The sequence below is a fragment of the Iodidimonas sp. SYSU 1G8 genome, assembly GCF_039655775.1.
GTDB lineage: Bacteria > Pseudomonadota > Alphaproteobacteria > SMXS01 > SMXS01 > RI-34.
In genome coordinates this window covers 631,495-648,923 of record NZ_JBBYXJ010000002.1, presented here as the reverse complement: position 1 = coordinate 648,923, position 17,429 = coordinate 631,495, and the positions used below count along the sequence as shown (strand labels likewise).

General features: G+C 65.9%; 17 protein-coding genes. 8 read left to right on the top strand and 9 right to left on the bottom strand.

Annotated features, from left to right (window positions below; translation table 11 throughout):
- Positions 1 to 13 precede the first annotated feature (13 nt).
- Positions 14 to 1,120: an HlyD family secretion protein gene (locus WJU17_RS14145; RefSeq protein WP_346328045.1), complete on the bottom strand. Its 1,107-nt coding sequence runs from the start codon at positions 1,118 to 1,120 to the stop codon at positions 14 to 16.
- Complete coding sequence (locus WJU17_RS14140) at positions 1,113 to 1,583, bottom strand: MarR family transcriptional regulator (RefSeq protein ID WP_346328044.1); 471 nt, start codon at positions 1,581 to 1,583, stop codon at positions 1,113 to 1,115. The genes WJU17_RS14145 and WJU17_RS14140 overlap by 8 nt, the downstream gene beginning before the upstream one ends.
- Before the next feature lie 156 nt (positions 1,584 to 1,739).
- Here WJU17_RS14140 and WJU17_RS14135 point away from each other — a divergent pair, with 156 nt between their 5' ends.
- The 3 genes from WJU17_RS14135 (at position 1,740) to WJU17_RS14125 (ending at position 4,658) form a co-directional block, all read left to right on the top strand.
- The gene (locus WJU17_RS14135; protein WP_346328043.1) at positions 1,740 to 2,999 is read left to right on the top strand and encodes a cytochrome P450; all 1,260 of its coding nucleotides are present in this window, start codon (positions 1,740 to 1,742) and stop codon (positions 2,997 to 2,999) included.
- A 97-nt stretch (positions 3,000 to 3,096) separates the two neighbouring features.
- On the top strand, positions 3,097 to 3,864 hold the full coding sequence (locus WJU17_RS14130; RefSeq protein ID WP_346328042.1) for an SDR family oxidoreductase: 768 nt from the start codon (positions 3,097 to 3,099) through the stop codon (positions 3,862 to 3,864).
- 26 nt (positions 3,865 to 3,890) lie between these two features.
- Positions 3,891 to 4,658: an SDR family oxidoreductase gene (locus tag WJU17_RS14125; protein ID WP_346328041.1), complete on the top strand. Its 768-nt coding sequence runs from the start codon at positions 3,891 to 3,893 to the stop codon at positions 4,656 to 4,658.
- A gap of 25 nt (positions 4,659 to 4,683) precedes the next feature.
- On the opposite strand, the gene WJU17_RS14120 is transcribed toward WJU17_RS14125, so the two are convergent.
- Positions 4,684 to 5,541, bottom strand: a complete 858-nt coding sequence (locus WJU17_RS14120) for a hypothetical protein (RefSeq protein WP_346328040.1) — start codon at positions 5,539 to 5,541, stop codon at positions 4,684 to 4,686.
- A gap of 104 nt (positions 5,542 to 5,645) precedes the next feature.
- On the opposite strand from WJU17_RS14120, the gene WJU17_RS14115 reads away from it, so the two are divergent.
- Positions 5,646 to 6,533 carry a hypothetical protein gene (locus tag WJU17_RS14115; protein WP_346328039.1) on the top strand — a complete coding sequence of 296 codons (888 nt, stop codon included), beginning with the start codon at positions 5,646 to 5,648 and terminating at the stop codon, positions 6,531 to 6,533.
- Complete coding sequence (locus WJU17_RS14110; protein WP_346328038.1) at positions 6,530 to 7,543, top strand: SMP-30/gluconolactonase/LRE family protein; 1,014 nt, start codon at positions 6,530 to 6,532, stop codon at positions 7,541 to 7,543. The genes WJU17_RS14115 and WJU17_RS14110 overlap by 4 nt, the downstream gene beginning before the upstream one ends.
- 170 nt (positions 7,544 to 7,713) lie before the next feature.
- Here WJU17_RS14110 and WJU17_RS14105 read toward each other — a convergent pair whose 3' ends face one another.
- Positions 7,714 to 8,532: an enoyl-CoA hydratase/isomerase family protein gene (locus WJU17_RS14105; RefSeq protein WP_346328037.1), complete on the bottom strand. Its 819-nt coding sequence runs from the start codon at positions 8,530 to 8,532 to the stop codon at positions 7,714 to 7,716.
- 66 nt (positions 8,533 to 8,598) lie between these two features.
- On the opposite strand from WJU17_RS14105, the gene dgcA reads away from it, so the two are divergent.
- Positions 8,599 to 9,579 carry an N-acetyl-D-Glu racemase DgcA gene (gene dgcA / locus WJU17_RS14100; RefSeq protein ID WP_346328036.1) on the top strand — a complete coding sequence of 327 codons (981 nt, stop codon included), beginning with the start codon at positions 8,599 to 8,601 and terminating at the stop codon, positions 9,577 to 9,579.
- 19 nt (positions 9,580 to 9,598) lie between these two features.
- Here the strand turns inward: dgcA and cysN are convergent, their stop codons facing one another.
- The 5 genes from cysN to WJU17_RS14075 all read right to left on the bottom strand — a co-directional run bounded on the left by cysN (position 9,599) and on the right by WJU17_RS14075 (position 16,086).
- Complete coding sequence (gene cysN, locus WJU17_RS14095) at positions 9,599 to 11,581, bottom strand: sulfate adenylyltransferase subunit CysN (protein ID WP_346328035.1); 1,983 nt, start codon at positions 11,579 to 11,581, stop codon at positions 9,599 to 9,601.
- Entirely contained in the window at positions 11,581 to 12,525 is a 945-nt protein-coding gene (cysD, locus tag WJU17_RS14090) for a sulfate adenylyltransferase subunit CysD (RefSeq protein ID WP_346328034.1), read from the bottom strand. The genes cysN and cysD overlap by 1 nt, the downstream gene beginning before the upstream one ends.
- Before the next feature lie 183 nt (positions 12,526 to 12,708).
- Entirely contained in the window at positions 12,709 to 13,947 is a 1,239-nt protein-coding gene (locus WJU17_RS14085) for an acyl-CoA dehydrogenase family protein (RefSeq protein ID WP_346328033.1), read from the bottom strand.
- Between the two features lie 149 nt (positions 13,948 to 14,096).
- Positions 14,097 to 15,062 (bottom strand): glycerophosphodiester phosphodiesterase family protein, encoded by a 966-nt coding sequence (locus tag WJU17_RS14080; protein WP_346328958.1) that lies wholly within the window; start codon positions 15,060 to 15,062, stop codon positions 14,097 to 14,099.
- A gap of 91 nt (positions 15,063 to 15,153) precedes the next feature.
- Entirely contained in the window at positions 15,154 to 16,086 is a 933-nt protein-coding gene (locus WJU17_RS14075) for a glycerophosphodiester phosphodiesterase family protein (protein ID WP_346328032.1), read from the bottom strand.
- A 107-nt stretch (positions 16,087 to 16,193) separates the two neighbouring features.
- Between WJU17_RS14075 and WJU17_RS14070 the strand changes: the two genes are divergently transcribed.
- Positions 16,194 to 16,802, top strand: a complete 609-nt coding sequence (locus tag WJU17_RS14070) for a hypothetical protein (RefSeq protein WP_346328031.1) — start codon at positions 16,194 to 16,196, stop codon at positions 16,800 to 16,802.
- A 149-nt stretch (positions 16,803 to 16,951) separates the two neighbouring features.
- Complete coding sequence (locus WJU17_RS14065; protein WP_346328030.1) at positions 16,952 to 17,422, top strand: SUF system Fe-S cluster assembly regulator; 471 nt, start codon at positions 16,952 to 16,954, stop codon at positions 17,420 to 17,422.
- The last annotated feature ends 7 nt before the right edge of the window (positions 17,423 to 17,429 follow it).

Genomic DNA, 17,429 nt, shown 5'->3' with positions numbered 1-17,429 from the left:
CCGGCTCTCCCGCCTAACCGAACACGCTGTCGAACAGCCGCTGCAAGCCGCTGCGATGGCCGGTGTCGATCTTGACATACGCGCTGAGACCCGCCGGCAGCGGCGGATCGCCCGTGTAGTCGTCGAGATACAGCCTGATCGGCAGGCGCTGGACCACCTTGACCCAGTTGCCGGATGCGTTCTGCGGCGGGATCAGCGAGAATTCCGCGCCGGTCGCCGGACTGATACTGCCCACGGTCGCGTGCCACTCCCGGTCCGGATAGATATCCACCGTGATCGTCGCCTTCTGGCCCGGCGTCACGTTGGTCAGCTCGGTTTCCTTGAAATTGGCGGTGATCCACAGCGAGCGCTTCGACACCAGGCTGATGACCGGCTTGCCCGGCTGCACCTGTTCGCCCAACTGCAGGTTGACCGCCGCCACGATGCTGTCCTCGGGCGCGGTCACCACCGTGTGCGACAGATCCAGCTTGGCCTGGTCATAGGCCGCGATGGCGCGAAGCACTTCCGGGCTGCGGGCGGAATCCTGGCTGGACTTGCCGCCCAGACGCGCGGCGATCGCCGCCAGTTCCTGCTGCGCCTCGTTCCGCTTCTGCCGGGCGACGGTCAGTTCGTGTTCGGCCTGATCGTATCTCACGCGCGAAATCACGCCGCGTCCCAGCAATTCCTGCTGGCGCTGGAATTCCTTCTCGGCGAAGGCGATGTTCTCCGACGCGGTGGCCAGCGCCGCCGATTTCTCGCGATAGGACGCCTGCAGCGCGTCGATGCCGTAGCGCGTCGCCGCCACATCCGCCTCGGCCCGCTCTAGGGCGATCCGGTAAGGCGCGTCGTCGATCCGGAAAAGGACGTCGCCCGCCTTCACACTCTGGTTGGCGCGCACCAGCACCTCGACGGCGCGGCCTTCGACCTGGGCGCTCAGATACGCCTTGTTCGCCTGGACGAAGGCATTGTCGGTCGTCACATAACGACCCGACAGCAGATAAAAGATCATCCCGGCCAGCACCAGCAGGGCCAGTACCACGAGGGAGCCGACCCGTACCAGTTCGCGCCGCAGGGAACGGGATTGGCGGCGATTCGGAACTTCGGCCGCCACCGTGCCGTCGATGCTGGTCACCTTATTCATGCGCGGCCACCTCCCACAAAGTCTCCGTGGTCTTGTTGGTCATGTTCGATTTGATGCGCATCAGCATGTCGATCAGCGTGTCGCGCTCATCCGGCGTCAGATCACCGAGCATTTCCTGGCGCAGCTCCTCGGAGATCACCTCTAGCCGCTCGATCAGCGGTCCGGCCTTTTCAGTGAGGTAGAGCAAATAGGCCCGCCGGTCCTGCGGGTCCTGGCGGCGCTGGACGTAGCCGGCCGCCTCGAGCTTGTCGAGCAGCCGTACCAGCGTGATCGGCTCCACATCCATGCGATCGGCGAGCTGGCTCTGATTGATGCCGTCGATCCGCCGCAGATGCGCCAGCACGCGCCACTGGGCGCGCGTGAATCCCATGTCGCGCACGCGCCGCTCGAACTCGCGCCGCATCAGCCGCCCGATATCGTGCACCAGGAAACCGAAGGTGCGATCCAGTTCGTCCTTTTTCATCACTCACGAAATATAACGGTGCAAAGTAATATACAATGCTTATTAATGCCTTTGCACCTATCATAAAGGCTGAATTTTCGCTTCATCCTTCAGCACCCTTTACCACCGCCGCCGAAGGGTTGTACAAACAAGCGCAGATGACTTTGGGGAGCCCAGATGAGCACGACCATCCAGAAGCCCGATGACCTGAACTTCTTCACGCCCGAACTTCAGGAATGCCCGTACGACGCCTACAAGCTGCTGCGCGAGCAAGCGCCGGTGTGGAAGGATCCGGTGACCGGGTTCTATTTCGTCACCCGCTACGAGGACCTGCGCAAGGTGTTGCTCGACACGGAAAGCTTCAGCAACGTGCGCCCCAAGACGACCCTGAACCCAGAGCGCACCGAACGCATCCGCAAGCTCTACGAGGAGAAGGGCTGGACCCCGGCGCCGACCCTGGCCGGCCGCGACGACCCCAATCACAAGCAGATGCGCGCCATGTTCGACGCGGCGTTCCGCGCCGGCAAGATCAAGGAAGTCGATCCGCTGGTGGAGCAGACCGCCTACAAGCTGATCGACGGCTTCATCGCCGATGGCCATTGCGACTGGGTGAAGCAGTACGCCGTGCCGCTGCCCCTGATCATCATCGGCAAGCAGATGGGCGCGAAGGAAGAAGACATCTGGCGCATCAAGGCCTGGACCGACGCCTGGGTGCAACGTCTGGGCATGATGCTGACCGAGGAAGAAGAACGCTGGTCGGTCGAGATGGAAATCGAGGCGCAGCATTACTTCCAGCCGATCTTCGAGCGCCTGCGCAAGCAGCCCGACGACACGCTGCTGTCCGATCTGGTGAACACCGTGATCCCCGAATGGGGCCGGACCCTGAACGACAACGAGCTCCATGCCGAGATGATGGCCGATACCTTCGTCGGCGGCTCGGAGACCTCCACCAACGCACTGTCGGCCGGCATGATGCTGGCGATCCAGAACCCGGACGTGTGGGCGCGCCTGAAGCAGGGCAACGACAAGGACATCCGCACCTTCGTCGAGGAAGTCCTGCGCCTCGAATCACCGGTACAGAGCCTGTTCCGCATCGCCGCCAAGGATATCGAGATGCATGGCGTCACGATCCCCAAGGGCGCGATGATCAATACCCGCTACGCGTCGGCCAACCGTGACGAAGAGCATTTCGACTGCCCGGAACAACTAAACCTCGACCGCAAGAACGCCGGCAGTCACCTGGCATTCGGCTCGGGCGTCCATCATTGCCTGGGCGCGCCGCTGGCCCGCCGCGAGCTGTACTGGGGCTTCAAGGCCATGACCGACCGGTTCGATCACATCCAGTTCGCCGAGGGCAAGAACGACTTCAAGCACGGCCCGACCTTCTGCCTGCGCGCGCTCAAGGAACTGCACATCGAGTTCACCCCGAAGAAGTAAAAGTCAGGCGCGCATCCAACCGGCTGGACATGGTCCGCCCGATGGGCCATGGATTCCTGAGGACCAACGCCGCCAAGGCGGAAACAGGGGAATCATCATGACCATACTGGACCAGTTCCGGCTGGACGGGCACGTCGCGGTCGTCACCGGCGGCGGACGCGGCATCGGCCGGGCCATCGCCCTGGCCTTCGCCGATGCGGGCGCCGATGTCGCCGTCGCCGCGCGCCGCACCCACGAGATCGAGGCCGTGGCCGACGAAATCCGTGCCCGGGGCCGCAAGGCCGCCGCGATCACCACCGACGTGATGGATATCGCGCAAGTCGAACGGCTCGCCGACGAGACCGTCCGCCAGCTCGGCAAGCTGACCATCTGGGTCAACAATGCCGGCGGCCTCGAGGACCGCACCCTGCGCACCCTGCAGGACACGCCGGAAGTGGCGTGGGACAGCCAGATCGACCTGAACTTGAAGGCGGTCTGGTCCGGCGGGGTCGCCGCCTCCAAGCGGATGAAGCCGGGCAGCACCATCATCAACATCTCGTCGCTCTATTCCTTCACCGGCGTGGCGACCAGCGGTCCGTACTGCGCCGCGAAAGCGGCGGTGAACAGCCTCACCTCCACCCTGTCGAAGGAACTGGCGCCGGACATCCGCGTCAACGCCATCGCGCCCGGACACATCCCGACCGAGGTCTACCTGGAAGCCGTCGGCCTGACCGACGAGACCATCCCGGCCTATGCCGCGCAGCTGAAGATTCCCATGCAGCGCCTGGGCCGGGAAGAGGACATCGGCGCCGCCGCCATCTTCCTCGCCTCGCCCGCCGCCGCTTGGGTGACCGGTCAGGTACTGACCGTCGCCGGCGGCCTTTAATCATCATCGAGAAACGGGAGAGACAGATGAGCATCATGGATCAATTCCGCCTGGACGGTCAGGTGGCGGTCGTCACCGGCGCGGGCCGCGGCATCGGCCGCGCCATCGCGCTCGCCATGGCCGAAGCCGGCGCCGACGTGGTGGTGGCCGCGCGCCGCACCCACGAGATCGAGGGCGTCGCCGAGGAAATTCGCGCGCTGGGCCGCAGGGCCGCCGCCGTCACCACCGACATGATGGACATGGCGGCCATCGACAACCTGGCCGAGGAAACCGTCCGCCAGATGGGCAAGCTGACCATCTGGGTGAACAATGCGGGCGGCGCCGACGACCGCACCATGCGCCACTTCATCGACCTGCCCGAATATCAGTGGGACTATCAGCTGGGCCTGAACCTCAAGGCGGTCTGGGCCGGGTCGGTCGCCGCCGCAAAGCGCATGGGCGAAGGCTCGTCGATCGTCAACATCTCGTCCATCGCCGCCGCCAAGGCATCGCCGAACAACGGCCCCTATGCCGCGGCCAAGGCCGGCGTCAACAATCTGACCAAGACCATGGCCAGCGAACTGGCGCCGAAGATTCGCGTCAACGCCGTCGCGCCGGGCCCGATCCCGACCGAAGTGTTCATGGAAGCGCTGAAGCTGACCGAAGAACAGCTTCCGGGACTGGTGGAGATGATCAACATCCCCATGAAGCGCATGGGCAAGGAGGAGGACATCTGCGGCGCCGCGGTTTATCTGGCCTCGCCCGCCGCCGCCTGGGTGACCGGCGAGATCATCTCGGTGACCGGCGGGCTCTGAACGGCCGCGACCGGCGGGAGCGGCGCTACGCCGCCGCCTCCCGTGCCTGGCCATCGGCCATGCCCAGATGAAACAGCTCGATGGTCTCGGAGACGGGGCCATGGATGAAGACGAAACCGTTGACCGGCGGAATGACAAAGCCGCCGCGTCCGGTCTCCCGGATCCGCGCCTCGATCACCGGCACGTCTCGCTCCAGCAACCGGAAATGATTGGCCGCCGGGTAGTGCTTGCCCCACGCCCGGAAATCCAGCCGCGGCGTCGTGGGCCGTACCTCCACGTCGATCCGGCCGCCGATACCGCTGTCGAGACGGAAGCGCTCGACGCCGTCGGGCCGGGCCGGCAGGGCGCTCACCGGCACGTCCAGCACCTCCTCGAAGAAGGCGCGCACGGTCGGCCAGTCACGGCTGCTGTAGTGGACGATGGCGAAGGGCGCCGTGTTGCGGGTGAGGATGGTGTGCTGGCCATCGCGCCAGACGAAGCGGATACCGTTTTCCTCCGGCACCTCGAACGGCTCCGAATAGCGCCAGTCCGGATCGGCGGCCTGCATGGCCCGGTAGGAGGCCCACGGATCCTCGACCGGAATGGCGATGACCAGATCGCCCTGCACCGGTTCGTTCCACAGCCGCGGCGTCATCGCCTCCGGCATGATCTGGATCAGGTCGATCTGATGCGGAATGTCGGGATTTTCCACGTAATGGGTATGATACTCGTCGCCCAGCACCGGCGCGGTGACTTGGCCGACCCAGTCCTCCTTCACGTTGCGGATCACCAGCGGCTCGGGCGCGTTGGGCTGATGGCTCGTGAACCCCAGCGTCCGCAGCACCCGCTTGGTCGCGTGGATGTCCGAGCAATGGATGCCGTGATGGGTCTGGATGATGCTCATCTGACCGCGCCTCCCCGTACAGTCACCGATGCTGGTGATGCTATGGCATCGGTAAATCCTCTGCTAGGATATTCAGCGGGGACAGAAACGGGGAAGACTTAACCATGGGATCGCCATCCATCGCCCATTACGGGACGACCATCATCGAGGTCGCGCCGCCGGCCGGCGCCGTCCAGAAGGACGTGCCGAAGACCGGAGATCTGGCCGCCACCTTGCGGCTGCTCGAGATCATGGGCTTCAAGCCGCTGATCCAGAACATGTATGAAGGCATCGGTCGGCAGTACATCTGGCACCGCGGCAATCAGGCCGATGTGGACTACATCGAATTCGACGCCTTCACCTCGTACCGCGCCGTCGAACGGCCGGCGACGGACGCGCCGCGCGTCGGCGACACCGTCTTTCGCATGACCGACCGCGAGCCGCGCGGCCTGTTCGAATCCTGGCGCGACGAAAACCTGGTCACCGTGCTGTCCGGTGCCAAGGGCGAGGCCGCCTTCCTCGACGGCGCCAGCGACTGGATCCTGCTGCGCGGGCCCAACGGGCAGATGATCGAACTTGGTCCGACACAGCCGACGCGGGCCGAAAATCACACTATCTATGTCTGGACCGACCCCGCCGAACTCGAGCGCACCGCCGCCGGTTTCGCCGACCAGTTCGGCATGCGGGAGATCGGACGCGTCGACTTCCATGGCCAGGCCGACGGGCTCTGCCTGCGCCGGATGCTGCCCGGCATCACCATCGGTCTGCTGACGCCCAGGCAGGGCCAGCGCGTGGAGCCGCGCTGGACCGACGACATCTTCCTCGAAGCCGGCTATTCCCACTACCGCCTGGGCGCGCCCGACAAGACACGGACACTGGCGGCCTCACGCGTCGCCTTCCCGGATGGCGGCGATGTCTCCTTCGTCTATTTCCACGACTCCTATCTCGAACTGGTTCAGGTCAGCGCCGACGATCCGGCTTGCGCCGACGAACTGCCGCAGGCCGCCGAATGAGCCGGGAGAAGCGGACGCCCGCCCCGGCAAGCCTGTACGATGCCGTCAAGGCCACGCCGGTCTACACCCCGCCGACGACGGTGGTTCCCGCCGTGAACTACCGCGTCATCGCGGAAGGCCTGCGCTTCCCCGAAGGCCCCATCGTGATGAACGACGGCAGCGTGCTGGTCACCGAGATCCAGGGCCAGGCCCTGGCCAAATGCTGGCCGGACGGCACGGTCGAGGTGGTGGCCGACGTGCCGGGCGGCCCAAACGGCGCGGCCATCGGACCGGACGGCGCCTGCTACGTCACCAATAATGGCGGCTTCGAGTTCCATACCCTGCCCAGCGGCATGGTGCTGCCCGGCCATCAGGCCAGCGACTACAAGGGCGGCTCCATCGACCGGGTCGATCTGAAGACCGGCAAGGTGACGCGCCTCTACGATACGGTGAACGGCCACAAGCTGACCGGCCCCAACGATCTGATGTTCGACCGCAATGGCGGCTTCTGGTTCACGGATCTGGGACAGGGGCGGGCGCGCGAGCAGGATCGCGGCGGCCTCTACTACGGCCGGGCGGACGGCTCGCTGGTCAAGGAGGCCGTCTTCGGCCTGCTGACGCCCAATGGCTGCGGCCTGTCGCCCGACGGCAAGACGGTCTACGCCGCTGAATCCATGAGTGCGCACCTTTTGGCATTCGACATCGTCGGCGAAGGCGAGATCGCCAAGGTGCCCGGCCTGTTCCAGGGCCGCACCGTCGCCAGCCCAGGCGGCAATACCTACTGGGACTCGCTGGCCATCGAGGAAGACGGCTCCATCGTCATCGCCACCCCGGTGAAGGGCGGCCTGACCCGCATCACGCCCGATGGCCAGACCATCGAGCACACGCCGATCAACACCGACTTCCTCGCCACCAACGTCGCCTTCGGCGGACCGGACATGAAGACCGCCTACGTCACTCTGTCCGGTCTGGGCCAGCTCATCGCCATCGACTGGCCGAGGCCGGGACTGAAGCTGGCCTACACGGCCTGATTTCAATCCTACAAAAGAGTGTCATCCCCGCCTTGAGCGGGGACCCGTCTTCGCGTCGGACACTTGCCTGACGTTGTCTCTGACGTCAGTACAAGTCTCCCGACGTCTGAGCCGGCATCGACATAGGCCCCCGCTCAAGGCGGGGGTGACACCATGGTGTGTGTGAGGCGTTACTTCCCCGTGAAGTTCGGCGTCCGCTTTTCCATGAAGGCGCGGATGCCTTCGCCGAAATCCTCGGTCTTCAGCAGCGGCAACAGCTGCAGGAAGACGTGGTGGACGTGCTCGTCGAAGGGCTCCTTCAGGCCCATGCGCATCATGCGCTTGGCCGCCCGGACGGCCAGCGGTGCGTTGGCGGCGATTTCCTCGGCCATCGCACGGGCGGCGTCCTGCACCTCGGCGTCGGCGACCACCTTGTTGACGAGACCCAGTTCAAGACAATCGGCGCCGCCAAGCGTCCGGCCGGTGAACACAAGTTCGGCCGCCTTGGCCCAGCCCAGCAGACGCGGCAGGATCCAGGTCCCGCCGGATTCGGGCAGCAGGCCGCGCTTGGTGAACGCCGCGGCCAGCTTGCCGCCTTCGCCCATGATGCGGATGTCGCAGCCCATGGCCAGATCCATGCCATAGCCGGCGGCGCCGCCATTCAGGGCGCAGATCACCGGCGTGTCCATGTTGTGCAGCACCGTCGGCGGCGTGTCGCGCAGGCCAATGGTGGTCGAGCTTGAGGCGCCCGACATGCCGGTGGAGCCCTGCTTGGCGCCGCCCAGGTCGAGACCCGCGCAGAACGCCCGGCCCGCGCCGGTAAGGATGACGACGCGCACATCCGGATTCGCGTCCACCTCGACCAGCGTCTTGGCCAGCAGGTCGAGCATGGGGCCGGAAATGGTGTTCATGCGCTGCGGCGCGTTCAGCGTGATGGTGGCGATATGATCGCGCACGTCGAGCAGGACTTCGGCATCCGCGACGGTCGCGGCGGTGGCTTCTTGTGACATCCCAGGTTCTCCCGTTTATGGTTGCCGTATAATGTCCCGTCTCCTCCAGCCATGCCAGTCCCCCGAATGAATTACTCTGTCCGCAGCGAACAATGGCCGGTCGCCGGCATCTTCCGTATCTCGCGCCGCTCGGCCACGGCAACCGACGTGGTCGTCGTCGAGATCGAGCGGGATGGTTTCATTGGGCGCGGCGAGTGCGGCCCGAACGTCCGCTATGGCGAAAGCGCGGCCAGCGTCTCCGCCCAGCTCGAGAGCGTGCGCGGCGCGGTGCTGGCGGGGATCGGCCGCCACGAGGCACAGACGCTGCTGCCCCATGGCGCGGCGCGCAACGCGCTCGATTGCGCCCTGTGGGATCTGGAAGCCAGGACAACGGGCACGCCGGCATGGCAACTGGCCGGCCGGCGCGAGCCGCGCCCGCTCGTCACCGCCTATACGCTGAGCATCGACACGCCCGAGAAGGTGCTGGAGGCCGCGGAGGCGGTCGCCGACCGGCCGCTGCTGAAGATCAAGCTGGCCGGCGACGAGCACGACCTGACCCGCATCCGCGCGGTCAGCGCGGCCGCTCAGGGCGCTCGGCTGATCGTCGACGCCAACGAGGCGCTGACCATCGAGAGCCTGGCCTTCCTCGCGCCCCGCTTCGCCGTATTGCGCGTCGACCTGATCGAGCAGCCGCTGCCGGCCGGCCAGGATGAGGCATTACGGGGATTCGACAGCCCGGTGCCGCTGTGCGCGGACGAGAGCCTGCACGACCGCGCCAGCCTGGACGATCTGGTCGGCAAGTATCAGGCCGTCAACATCAAGCTCGACAAGGCCGGCGGCCTGACCGAGGCGCTGGCGACCGCCGACGCGGCACGCGAGCGCGGCCTGAAGCTGATGGTCGGCTGCATGCTGGGCACGTCGCTGGCCATGGCCCCCGCCGCGCTGGTCGCCCAGGACGCGTCATGGATCGACCTCGACGGCCCGCTGCTGCTGGCCCGCGACCGGGAGCACGGCATCCGCTACGAACGCGGCGTCATGCACCCGGCGGACCGCGCCTTATGGGGATAGCCCACACGGCCGCGCCAGGCTAGATGCCCCGGCCCTTGAACCAGTCGGGATCTGCCTCGTCCGGCATTTCCGAGCGGCCCCAGAGAATGCGCGCCACGATGTGCTCGGCGGCCTGATCCGGCGTCATCTCCAGGGTGTTGACGGTGACTTCCGGATTGAGCGGCGGCTCGTACGGGCTGTCGATGCCGGTGAAGTTCTTCAGCTCGCCGGCACGGGCCTTCTTGTAGAGCCCCTTCACATCCCGCTTCTCGGCTTCGGCGAGCGGCGTGTCGACGAAGATTTCGATGAACTCGCCCTCCGGCAGCATGGCGCGAACCATGTCGCGCTCGGCCCGGAACGGACTGATGAAGGCGGCGAGCACGATCAGGCCCGCATCGGTCATCAGCTTCGCCACCTCGCCCACCCGGCGCACGTTCTCGACCCGGTCGGCATCGGTAAAGCCCAGATCCTTGTTCAGGCCGTGGCGCACATTGTCGCCGTCGAGCAGGAACGAGTGCTTGCCCAACGCGAACAGACGCTTCTCGACGAGATTGGCGATGGTCGACTTGCCCGAGCCCGACAGGCCGGTGAACCAGAGCACGCGCGGCTGCTGACCCTTCTGGCCGGCATGGGCGGCGCGGTCGATGTCGATGGCCTGCCAGTGAACGTTGGCGGCGCGGCGCAGCGAGAAATGGATCAGTCCCGCCGCGACCGTCGCGTTGCTGATCTTGTCGATCAGGATGAAGCCGCCCAGATCCTTCGAGCGCTCATACGGCTCGAACACCAGCGGCCGGTCGGTCGACAAATTGGCGACGCCGATGGCGTTGAGGCCCAGCGTCTTGGCCGCCAGATGCTCCATGGTGTTGACGTTCACCTGGTACTTCGGCGGCTGGACCGTCGCGGTCACGGTCTGCGTGCCCAGCTTGAGCCAGTAAGGCCGGCCGGGCAGCATCTCGTCATCCGCCATCCAGATGATCGTGGTCTCGAACTGGTCGGCCACTTCCGGCGGCGCGCTCGCCGCCGCGAGGACATCGCCGCGCGAGCAGTCGATTTCGTCGGCGAGCGTGATGGTCACCGACTGGCCGGTCACCGCCTGCGGCAGGTCGCCGTCCAGCGTGACGATACGGGCGACGGTCGACGTGCGGCCCGACGGCAGGACGCGCACGGCATCACCCGGCGCCACCGTGCCGCCGGCGATCATGCCGGAGAAGCCGCGGAAATCCAGGTTGGGGCGGTTGACCCACTGCACCGGCAGCCGGAACGGCCCGGTGCTCGCCGAGTCGGAGCCGATTTCGACCGTTTCGATATGCTCGAGCAGCGGCGGGCCGGCATACCAGGGCGTCGCGTCGCTCTTGACCGTGATGTTGTCGCCGCGCAGGCCCGAGATCGGGATCGCCAGGAAGGTGTCGATGCCGATGCTGTCGGCGAAGGCGCGATAATCGGCGACGATGCGGTCGAACGCCGCCTGATCGTAGTTCACCAGATCCATCTTGTTGATGGCCAGCACCACGTGGCGGATGCCGATCAGCTTCACCAGATAGGAATGCCGGCGCGTCTGGGTGAGCACGCCCTTGCGCGCATCGATCAGGATCACGGCCAGATCGGCGGTCGAGGCGCCGGTGACCATGTTGCGCGTGTACTGCTCGTGGCCGGGTGTGTCGGCGACGATGAACTTGCGCCGGTCGGTGGCGAAGAAGCGGTAGGCCACGTCGATGGTGATGCCCTGCTCGCGCTCGGCGGCGAGGCCGTCGACCAGCAGCGCGAAATCGATTTCCTGCCCCTGCGTGCCGACACGCTTGCTGTCGGCTTCCAGCGCGGCGAGCTGATCCTCGAAGATCATCTTGGAATCGTACAGCAGGCGGCCGATCAGCGTGGATTTGCCGTCGTCGACGCTGCCGCAGGTGATGAAGCGCAGCAGGCTCTTGTGCTGGTGCTGCACGAGGTAGGCGTCGATGTCCTCGGCGATGAGGTCGTGCGCCTTGTAGCTGCTGGCGTTGTCCGTGTCGGGCATGGTCGTGGCCATCAGAAATAGCCCTCCTGCTTCTTCTTCTCCATGCTGGCCGCCTGGTCATGATCGATGGCGCGCCCCTGGCGCTCGGACGTGGTGGTCAGCAGCATTTCCTGGATCACTTCCGGCAGGGTCGCGGCCTCGCTGACCACGGCGCCGGTCAGCGGATAGCAGCCCAGGGTGCGGAAGCGGATCGGCCGCATCACCGGCTCCTCGCCTGGACGCAGCGGGAAGCGTTCGTCATCGACCATCAGGATCAGTCCGTCGCGCTCGACCGTCGGCCGCATGGCCGAGAAGTACAGCGGCACGATGGGAATGCCTTCCAGATGGATGTACTGCCAGATGTCCAGCTCGGTCCAGTTGGAGATCGGGAAGACGCGGATGCTCTCGCCCTTGGCCTTGCGCGCGTTGTACAGCTTCCACAACTCGGGCCGCTGGTTCTTCGGGTCCCAGCGGTGATTGGCCGAGCGGAACGAGAACACGCGCTCCTTGGCCCGGCTCTTTTCCTCGTCGCGGCGCGCGCCGCCGAAGGCCGCGTCGAAACCGTACTTGTCGAGCGCCTGCTTCAGGCCCTCGGTCTTCCACATGTCGGTGTGCAGCGCTCCATGGTCGAACGGGTTGATGCCCCGTTCCTTGGCCTCGGGATTCTGATGCACCAGCAGGTTCATCCCGCTCTCCACGGCCATGCGGTCGCGCATCTCGTACATGGCCTTGAACTTCCACGTCGTGTCGACGTGCAGCATGGGAAACGGCGGCGGCGACGGATAGAACGCCTTGCGCGCCAGATGCAGCATCACCGCCGAATCCTTGCCCACAGAATAGAGCATGACCGGATTTTCCGCCTCGGCCACCACCTCGCGGAAAATATGGATCGACTCCGCCTCCAGCCGCTGGAGGTGGGTCAACTGAACGGGCGAAAGACCTGTCTCGCCGCTGTTCGCCGTCGCCGTTGTGCTCACGTCTTCAATCCCATTCATTCGCGTCGCCTGCCGCATATAGCTGCATCCGTGCCTGTCGGCAAACTCCGCGCGTGGAAACGGGCCCCGAAGGGCCCGTTGACTTGGCGACACACAGCCGCGAAGGCTGGTTCGAGTCAAGCGCCGTTTATGACGGGCCGACTCGCTGATCGGGGAAGATCCCGCTCAGGCAGCCTTGCCGCCGGTCGGAATCTCGTTGAACGGCAGATCCTTGTCGACGCGGATATCGCCCGGCATGCCGAGGACGCGCTCGGCGATGATGTTGCGCATGATCTCGTCGGTGCCGCCGGCGATGCGGCCCGCGGGCGAGCCGAGCAACGACTGCTGGAACGCCGCGTGAAGCGGGGCGATCTTCGGGTCCATGATGCCGCCGGCCATGTCCTGCAGGTCCATGGCGAAGGACGCCATGTTCTGCTTCTGGGGGCCGATCACCATCTTGGAAATGGAGGCTTCCGGACCGGGCGTGTCGCCGCGCGACAGGGCCGAGATGGTGCGCGCGTTGACGTTGCGAATGCCCGCCTCGCGCACGTACCAGTCGGCCAGACGCTCGCGCACCGCCGCGTCCTGGATCACCGGGCCGTCCTCGCCCTCCAGCGTGCGGGCCATCTCGAACAGGGACTCCCAGCTGGCGCCGATGCCACCCGCGCCGCCCGTCGAGCCGACCGCCAGACGCTCGTTCATCAGGATGGTCATGGCCACGTTCCAGCCATTGCCCACGCCGCTGATCCGGTTCGAATCGGGAATGCGCACATCGGTGAGATAGACCTCGTTGAAATGCGCGGCGCCGGAGATCTGCTTGATCGGCCGCGGCTCGATGCCGGGCGTCTTCATGTCGACGATGAAGAAGGTCAGGCCCTTGTGCTTGGGCACGGTCGGATCCGTCCGGGTGACCAGGATCGCCCAGTCGGACTGGTGCGCGCCCGACGACCAGATCTTCTGGCCGTTGACGACCCATTCATCGCCATCCTTCACCGCGCGGGTGCGCAGCGCCGCCAGATCCGAGCCGCCGGCCGGTTCCGAGAACAGCTGGCACCAGATCACGTCGGCGCGCGCCATCGGCGGCAGGTGCTGCTTCTTCTGTTCCTCGGTGCCGTGCACCATCAGCATGGGACCGGTCATGCCCAGACCGACGACCAGCATGGCGGCGGACGGCGGCGCGATCTTGTTTTCTTCCTGCGACCAGATCACCGACTGCATGGGCGTGAAGCCCTGCCCGCCATACTCCTTCGGCCAGTTCAGACAGGCCCAGCCCGCATCGTACTTGATGCGCTGCCATTCCTTGCAGACATCCTGGATGCTGCCCTTCGCGGCGCGCTCGCGCCAGTCGGCGGGCACGTTGCTTTCCAGCCAGGCGCGCGCCTTGGCGCGGAATGCGGCTTCTTCCGGCGTATCGTTGAAATCCATGTCCCGTTCCTCTCGATCATCCCGCGCCGGCGCGATAGCCGGGCAACATCCATTGTTATGGCCGTCCGGTTCAACCGGATCATTCGGGGCGAAACGCTAGCACGCCCGGGCGACCGGATGCAGCGGAAAAGGCATGGGTGCATGTGCTTTCAGTGGAGAGGGCGCAGCGCGATCGCGGTGTCGGGAAAATCGGTGATCACGCCATCGACACCGAGCTTGAGATAGGCCTGCATCTCCGCTTCCGCCGAGGCGAAGCCCTGACCCGGCGCGTCATCGCGAAATGTCCAGGGTACCACTTTCAGCCCCAGCGCCTGCGCCCGGCGGAGAAATGGCGTGGCGCGGCCGCTGACGGGATCGATCAACAGGTGTTTCGCCGCGCCGATACCGGCGGCGAAGCCCGCGACATCGTCCAGCGACGATGCGGGTTCGGACAACAGGACGATCAGCGGGATCGAGGTTCGGTCGTTCAGCTGCCGCAGGACGTCAGCATCGAAGGACTGGATCACGGCCGGGCGCTGGCGCGTGCCGAAGCCATGGCGGGCGAAACCGCGCAGCAGCGGCGCGGTGACATCGAGCCCCATGCCGGCGAACAGAGCAGGATGCTTGAGTTCGGCCCAGACCCCGACCGGACGGTCGAGCGCCACCGAGCGCTCACGCACCAGAACCAGAATGTCCTCGAACGTGGCGATGCCGAACCGGTCATCGTAACGATCCGGTCGGCCCGGCTCCGGCTGGCGGGCCCGCAACGTCTTGATTTCGGCCAACGTGAAATCCTCCACGTACCAGTCGGGCGCCGCCGCGCCCGGCTTGACCACCCGGCGTGCGGCGAATTCTGGCCGTAGCGACACGTCGGTCGTGCGCCCGAGCTGCCGCTCGTGGCGGGCGACCAGATGCCCGTCACGGGTCGGCACCAGATCCGGCTCGACGAAATCCGCGCCCTGATCGATGGCGCGGCGATAGGCTTCCAGCGTGTGCTCCGGCAACACGCCGCTGGCGCCGCGATGGGCGATGACGAGGAAGGCCGGCGCCGACGGAGCGATCGCGGCGGCGGCGATGCCGGCCGCGCCAAGCAGGAACAGGAGTGCCGCGAACAAGCGCATGCCGGCGTGGTACACCGCCAACGGCGACGTTTCGGCTAAGGCACCGTGACGGATTTGTTGCGGATGGCGACGGCGATATTAAGAAAGGCGTCGGTCGACGCCGGGTTCAGGCCATGGAGATATGGCGCCCGACCACATCGAGCGCGGTGTCCGGGAAGTCCGCGAACACGCCGTCGACGCCCAGCATCAGATAGGCGTTCAGTTCCTCTCGCACGTCGCCGAACCCCGGCCCCACGGCATCGTCGCGGAACGTCCACGGATGGACGAGCAGGTTGAGGGCATGGGCGCGCTCGATCATGCCCGTCGATTGCCGCGCCGCGTTCATGAGAAGCGACTTCTGCGGCCCGATGGCTGCCGCGAATTCCGCCGCGGTCTCGAGCGCTACGTGGGGCACGCCGCCATGATCCTCGAGAAGCTGCGTCAGGCTGATGTCCGTCAACGGCTTGATGCGGCGGTGAAAGTCCAGGTCGAACGACTGGATGAACAGCGAGCGCCCATCGCCATGGGACGCCTCGTACCCATAGTCTCCAAGCGATTTCAGCAGCGGCGGGATGATGTCGAGGCCGATGGACAGGAAGTAGTCCGGGTGCTTGACCTCCGGATGAAAGCCGATGCTCTCGCCGCGCTTCGCCTCGCCCTCGCGCATGATCTCCAGCAGCTCGTCGAAGGTGAGGATAGGGTACCGGCGGTCGTAAGCGCGTGAGCGGCCCGGAAACGGCTGTCGGGCCTTGAGCGTCCTGATCTCGGCCAGGGTGAAGTCTTCGATGTACCAGTCCGCCTCGGCCAAGCCCGGCTTCACCACCCGGCGGGATTTGAACTCGGGAAAATCGGCGATGTCGGTCGACTTGCCCAGATACCGGTCGTGGCGCACGACAAGATGGCCATCGGCGGTCACCACCAGATCCGGCTCGATGGCATGCGCCCCCATCTCGATCGCCGCCCGATAGGCACGCGCCGTGTGCTCGGGGAAGTACCCGCTCGCGCCGCGATGGCCGATGACGATGGGTGTCTGGTTATTCAGCGTGCGGAAATGAGGCATGATCGGATCCTGGTTCGCGGCAAAGGTAGCGGCGAGGCCGGTGTACGCCCATATCAAAGTGACACAGTCACACCGCGTCCGGGGAGAGCGAATCGATGAAAATGGTCATGGCCATATTGGCAACCGCCGCCGCCCTTCACGCCGGCAACGCGCGCGCCGCCGAGCCGGTGAAGCTCTATCCCTTCGAGAAGGCGACGCTGAGCTATGCGGTCAGCGGCGCGCAGACCGGCACCCAGACCATCTACATCAAGGATTACGGCCGCCAGACGGTGCAGCACTATCAGGCGAGCGTGCCGGGCAACGAGGGCGAGCAGTCCATCGACGTGCTGACCTTCACCGACCCGCAATGGGTCTACACCTACGACAACGGCACAAGCGAGGCGAGCCGGTCGCCCAACCCGCAAGCCGGGATGGCGCCCGAGGCAAAGAACAGTCAGGAGCTGTTCGAGAAGATCACCACCTCGCTCGGCGGCCAGAAGAGCGGCACCGACACGTTCGACGGCACGCCCTGCACGGTCTGGCGCATGGCCGAGCCCGCCGGTACCACCCTGTGCGTCGACGACCAGCAGGTGATGCGCTACATGCGCATGAACAACGAGATGATGCAGGGCAACGTCGAACTGGAAAGCGCCCGGATCGGCGTGGTCGACGACAGCAAGTTCCAGCGCCCGCAGGCCGATTACCGCGATGTGGACATGGGACCGCAGCGCGACTGACTCTCAACTGGCTCACCCATCGAGCCAATTCTTGACAAGATCGCTCCGATTTAGTCAAACGCCGTTGACTCTCGGGGCCTCGTGCCCCATCTGAGGCATACTGGACCGAAACAGTCCAGTATCTCTGTGGCGAATGAGGACCCGGTGCGATGATCCGCCTGACGCGGCTGGCCGACTACGCGGTACTGCTGATGACCCATCTGGGCCATGAGTGGTCGCGTCATCCCGACCGCATCCACAACGCGGGCAGCCTCGCGGCCGAGACTCACATCCCCATGCCGACCGTGAGCAAGCTGCTCGGCGTCATGTCGCGCGGCGGCCTTCTCACCTCCCATCGCGGCCAGTCGGGCGGTTACACCTTGGCCCGCGCGCCCCTCGCCATCTCCGTTGCCGACATCGTCGGCGCCGTGGATGGACCGATTGCGCTGACCGAATGCCTGACCGAAGGCCCCAGCGAGTGCGGCATCGAGTCGCTGTGCGGGGTCCGCACCAGCTGGCAGAAGATCAATACGGCCGTGCGCGGCGCGCTCAGCGAGATCACCCTCTCGGAGCTTTGCGCCGATCAGCTGGCCATGTTCGCGCCGCGCGCCGCGCAGCCCGAAATCACCGACGTTCAGTAACAGGAAG

Bases quoted from the DNA above. Each gene is read 5' to 3' on its own strand.
- WJU17_RS14125 (WP_346328041.1), top strand. From the start codon at position 3,891: ATGAGCATCATGGATCAATTCCGCCTGGACGGTCAGGTGGCGGTCGTC.
- cysN (WP_346328035.1), bottom strand. From the start codon at position 11,581: ATGGCCACGACCATGCCCGACACGGACAACGCCAGCAGCTACAAGGCG.
- WJU17_RS14115 (WP_346328039.1), top strand. From the start codon at position 5,646: ATGGGATCGCCATCCATCGCCCATTACGGGACGACCATCATCGAGGTC.
- WJU17_RS14140 (WP_346328044.1), bottom strand. From the start codon at position 1,583: ATGAAAAAGGACGAACTGGATCGCACCTTCGGTTTCCTGGTGCACGAT.
- WJU17_RS14145 (WP_346328045.1), bottom strand. From the start codon at position 1,120: ATGAATAAGGTGACCAGCATCGACGGCACGGTGGCGGCCGAAGTTCCG.
- WJU17_RS14135 (WP_346328043.1), top strand. From the start codon at position 1,740: ATGAGCACGACCATCCAGAAGCCCGATGACCTGAACTTCTTCACGCCC.
- dgcA (WP_346328036.1), top strand. From the start codon at position 8,599: ATGAATTACTCTGTCCGCAGCGAACAATGGCCGGTCGCCGGCATCTTC.
- WJU17_RS14110 (WP_346328038.1), top strand. From the start codon at position 6,530: ATGAGCCGGGAGAAGCGGACGCCCGCCCCGGCAAGCCTGTACGATGCC.
- WJU17_RS14130 (WP_346328042.1), top strand. From the start codon at position 3,097: ATGACCATACTGGACCAGTTCCGGCTGGACGGGCACGTCGCGGTCGTC.
- WJU17_RS14070 (WP_346328031.1), top strand. From the start codon at position 16,194: ATGGCCATATTGGCAACCGCCGCCGCCCTTCACGCCGGCAACGCGCGC.
- WJU17_RS14065 (WP_346328030.1), top strand. From the start codon at position 16,952: ATGATCCGCCTGACGCGGCTGGCCGACTACGCGGTACTGCTGATGACC.
- WJU17_RS14085 (WP_346328033.1), bottom strand. From the start codon at position 13,947: ATGGATTTCAACGATACGCCGGAAGAAGCCGCATTCCGCGCCAAGGCG.
- WJU17_RS14105 (WP_346328037.1), bottom strand. From the start codon at position 8,532: ATGTCACAAGAAGCCACCGCCGCGACCGTCGCGGATGCCGAAGTCCTG.
- WJU17_RS14120 (WP_346328040.1), bottom strand. From the start codon at position 5,541: ATGAGCATCATCCAGACCCATCACGGCATCCATTGCTCGGACATCCAC.
- WJU17_RS14075 (WP_346328032.1), bottom strand. From the start codon at position 16,086: ATGCCTCATTTCCGCACGCTGAATAACCAGACACCCATCGTCATCGGC.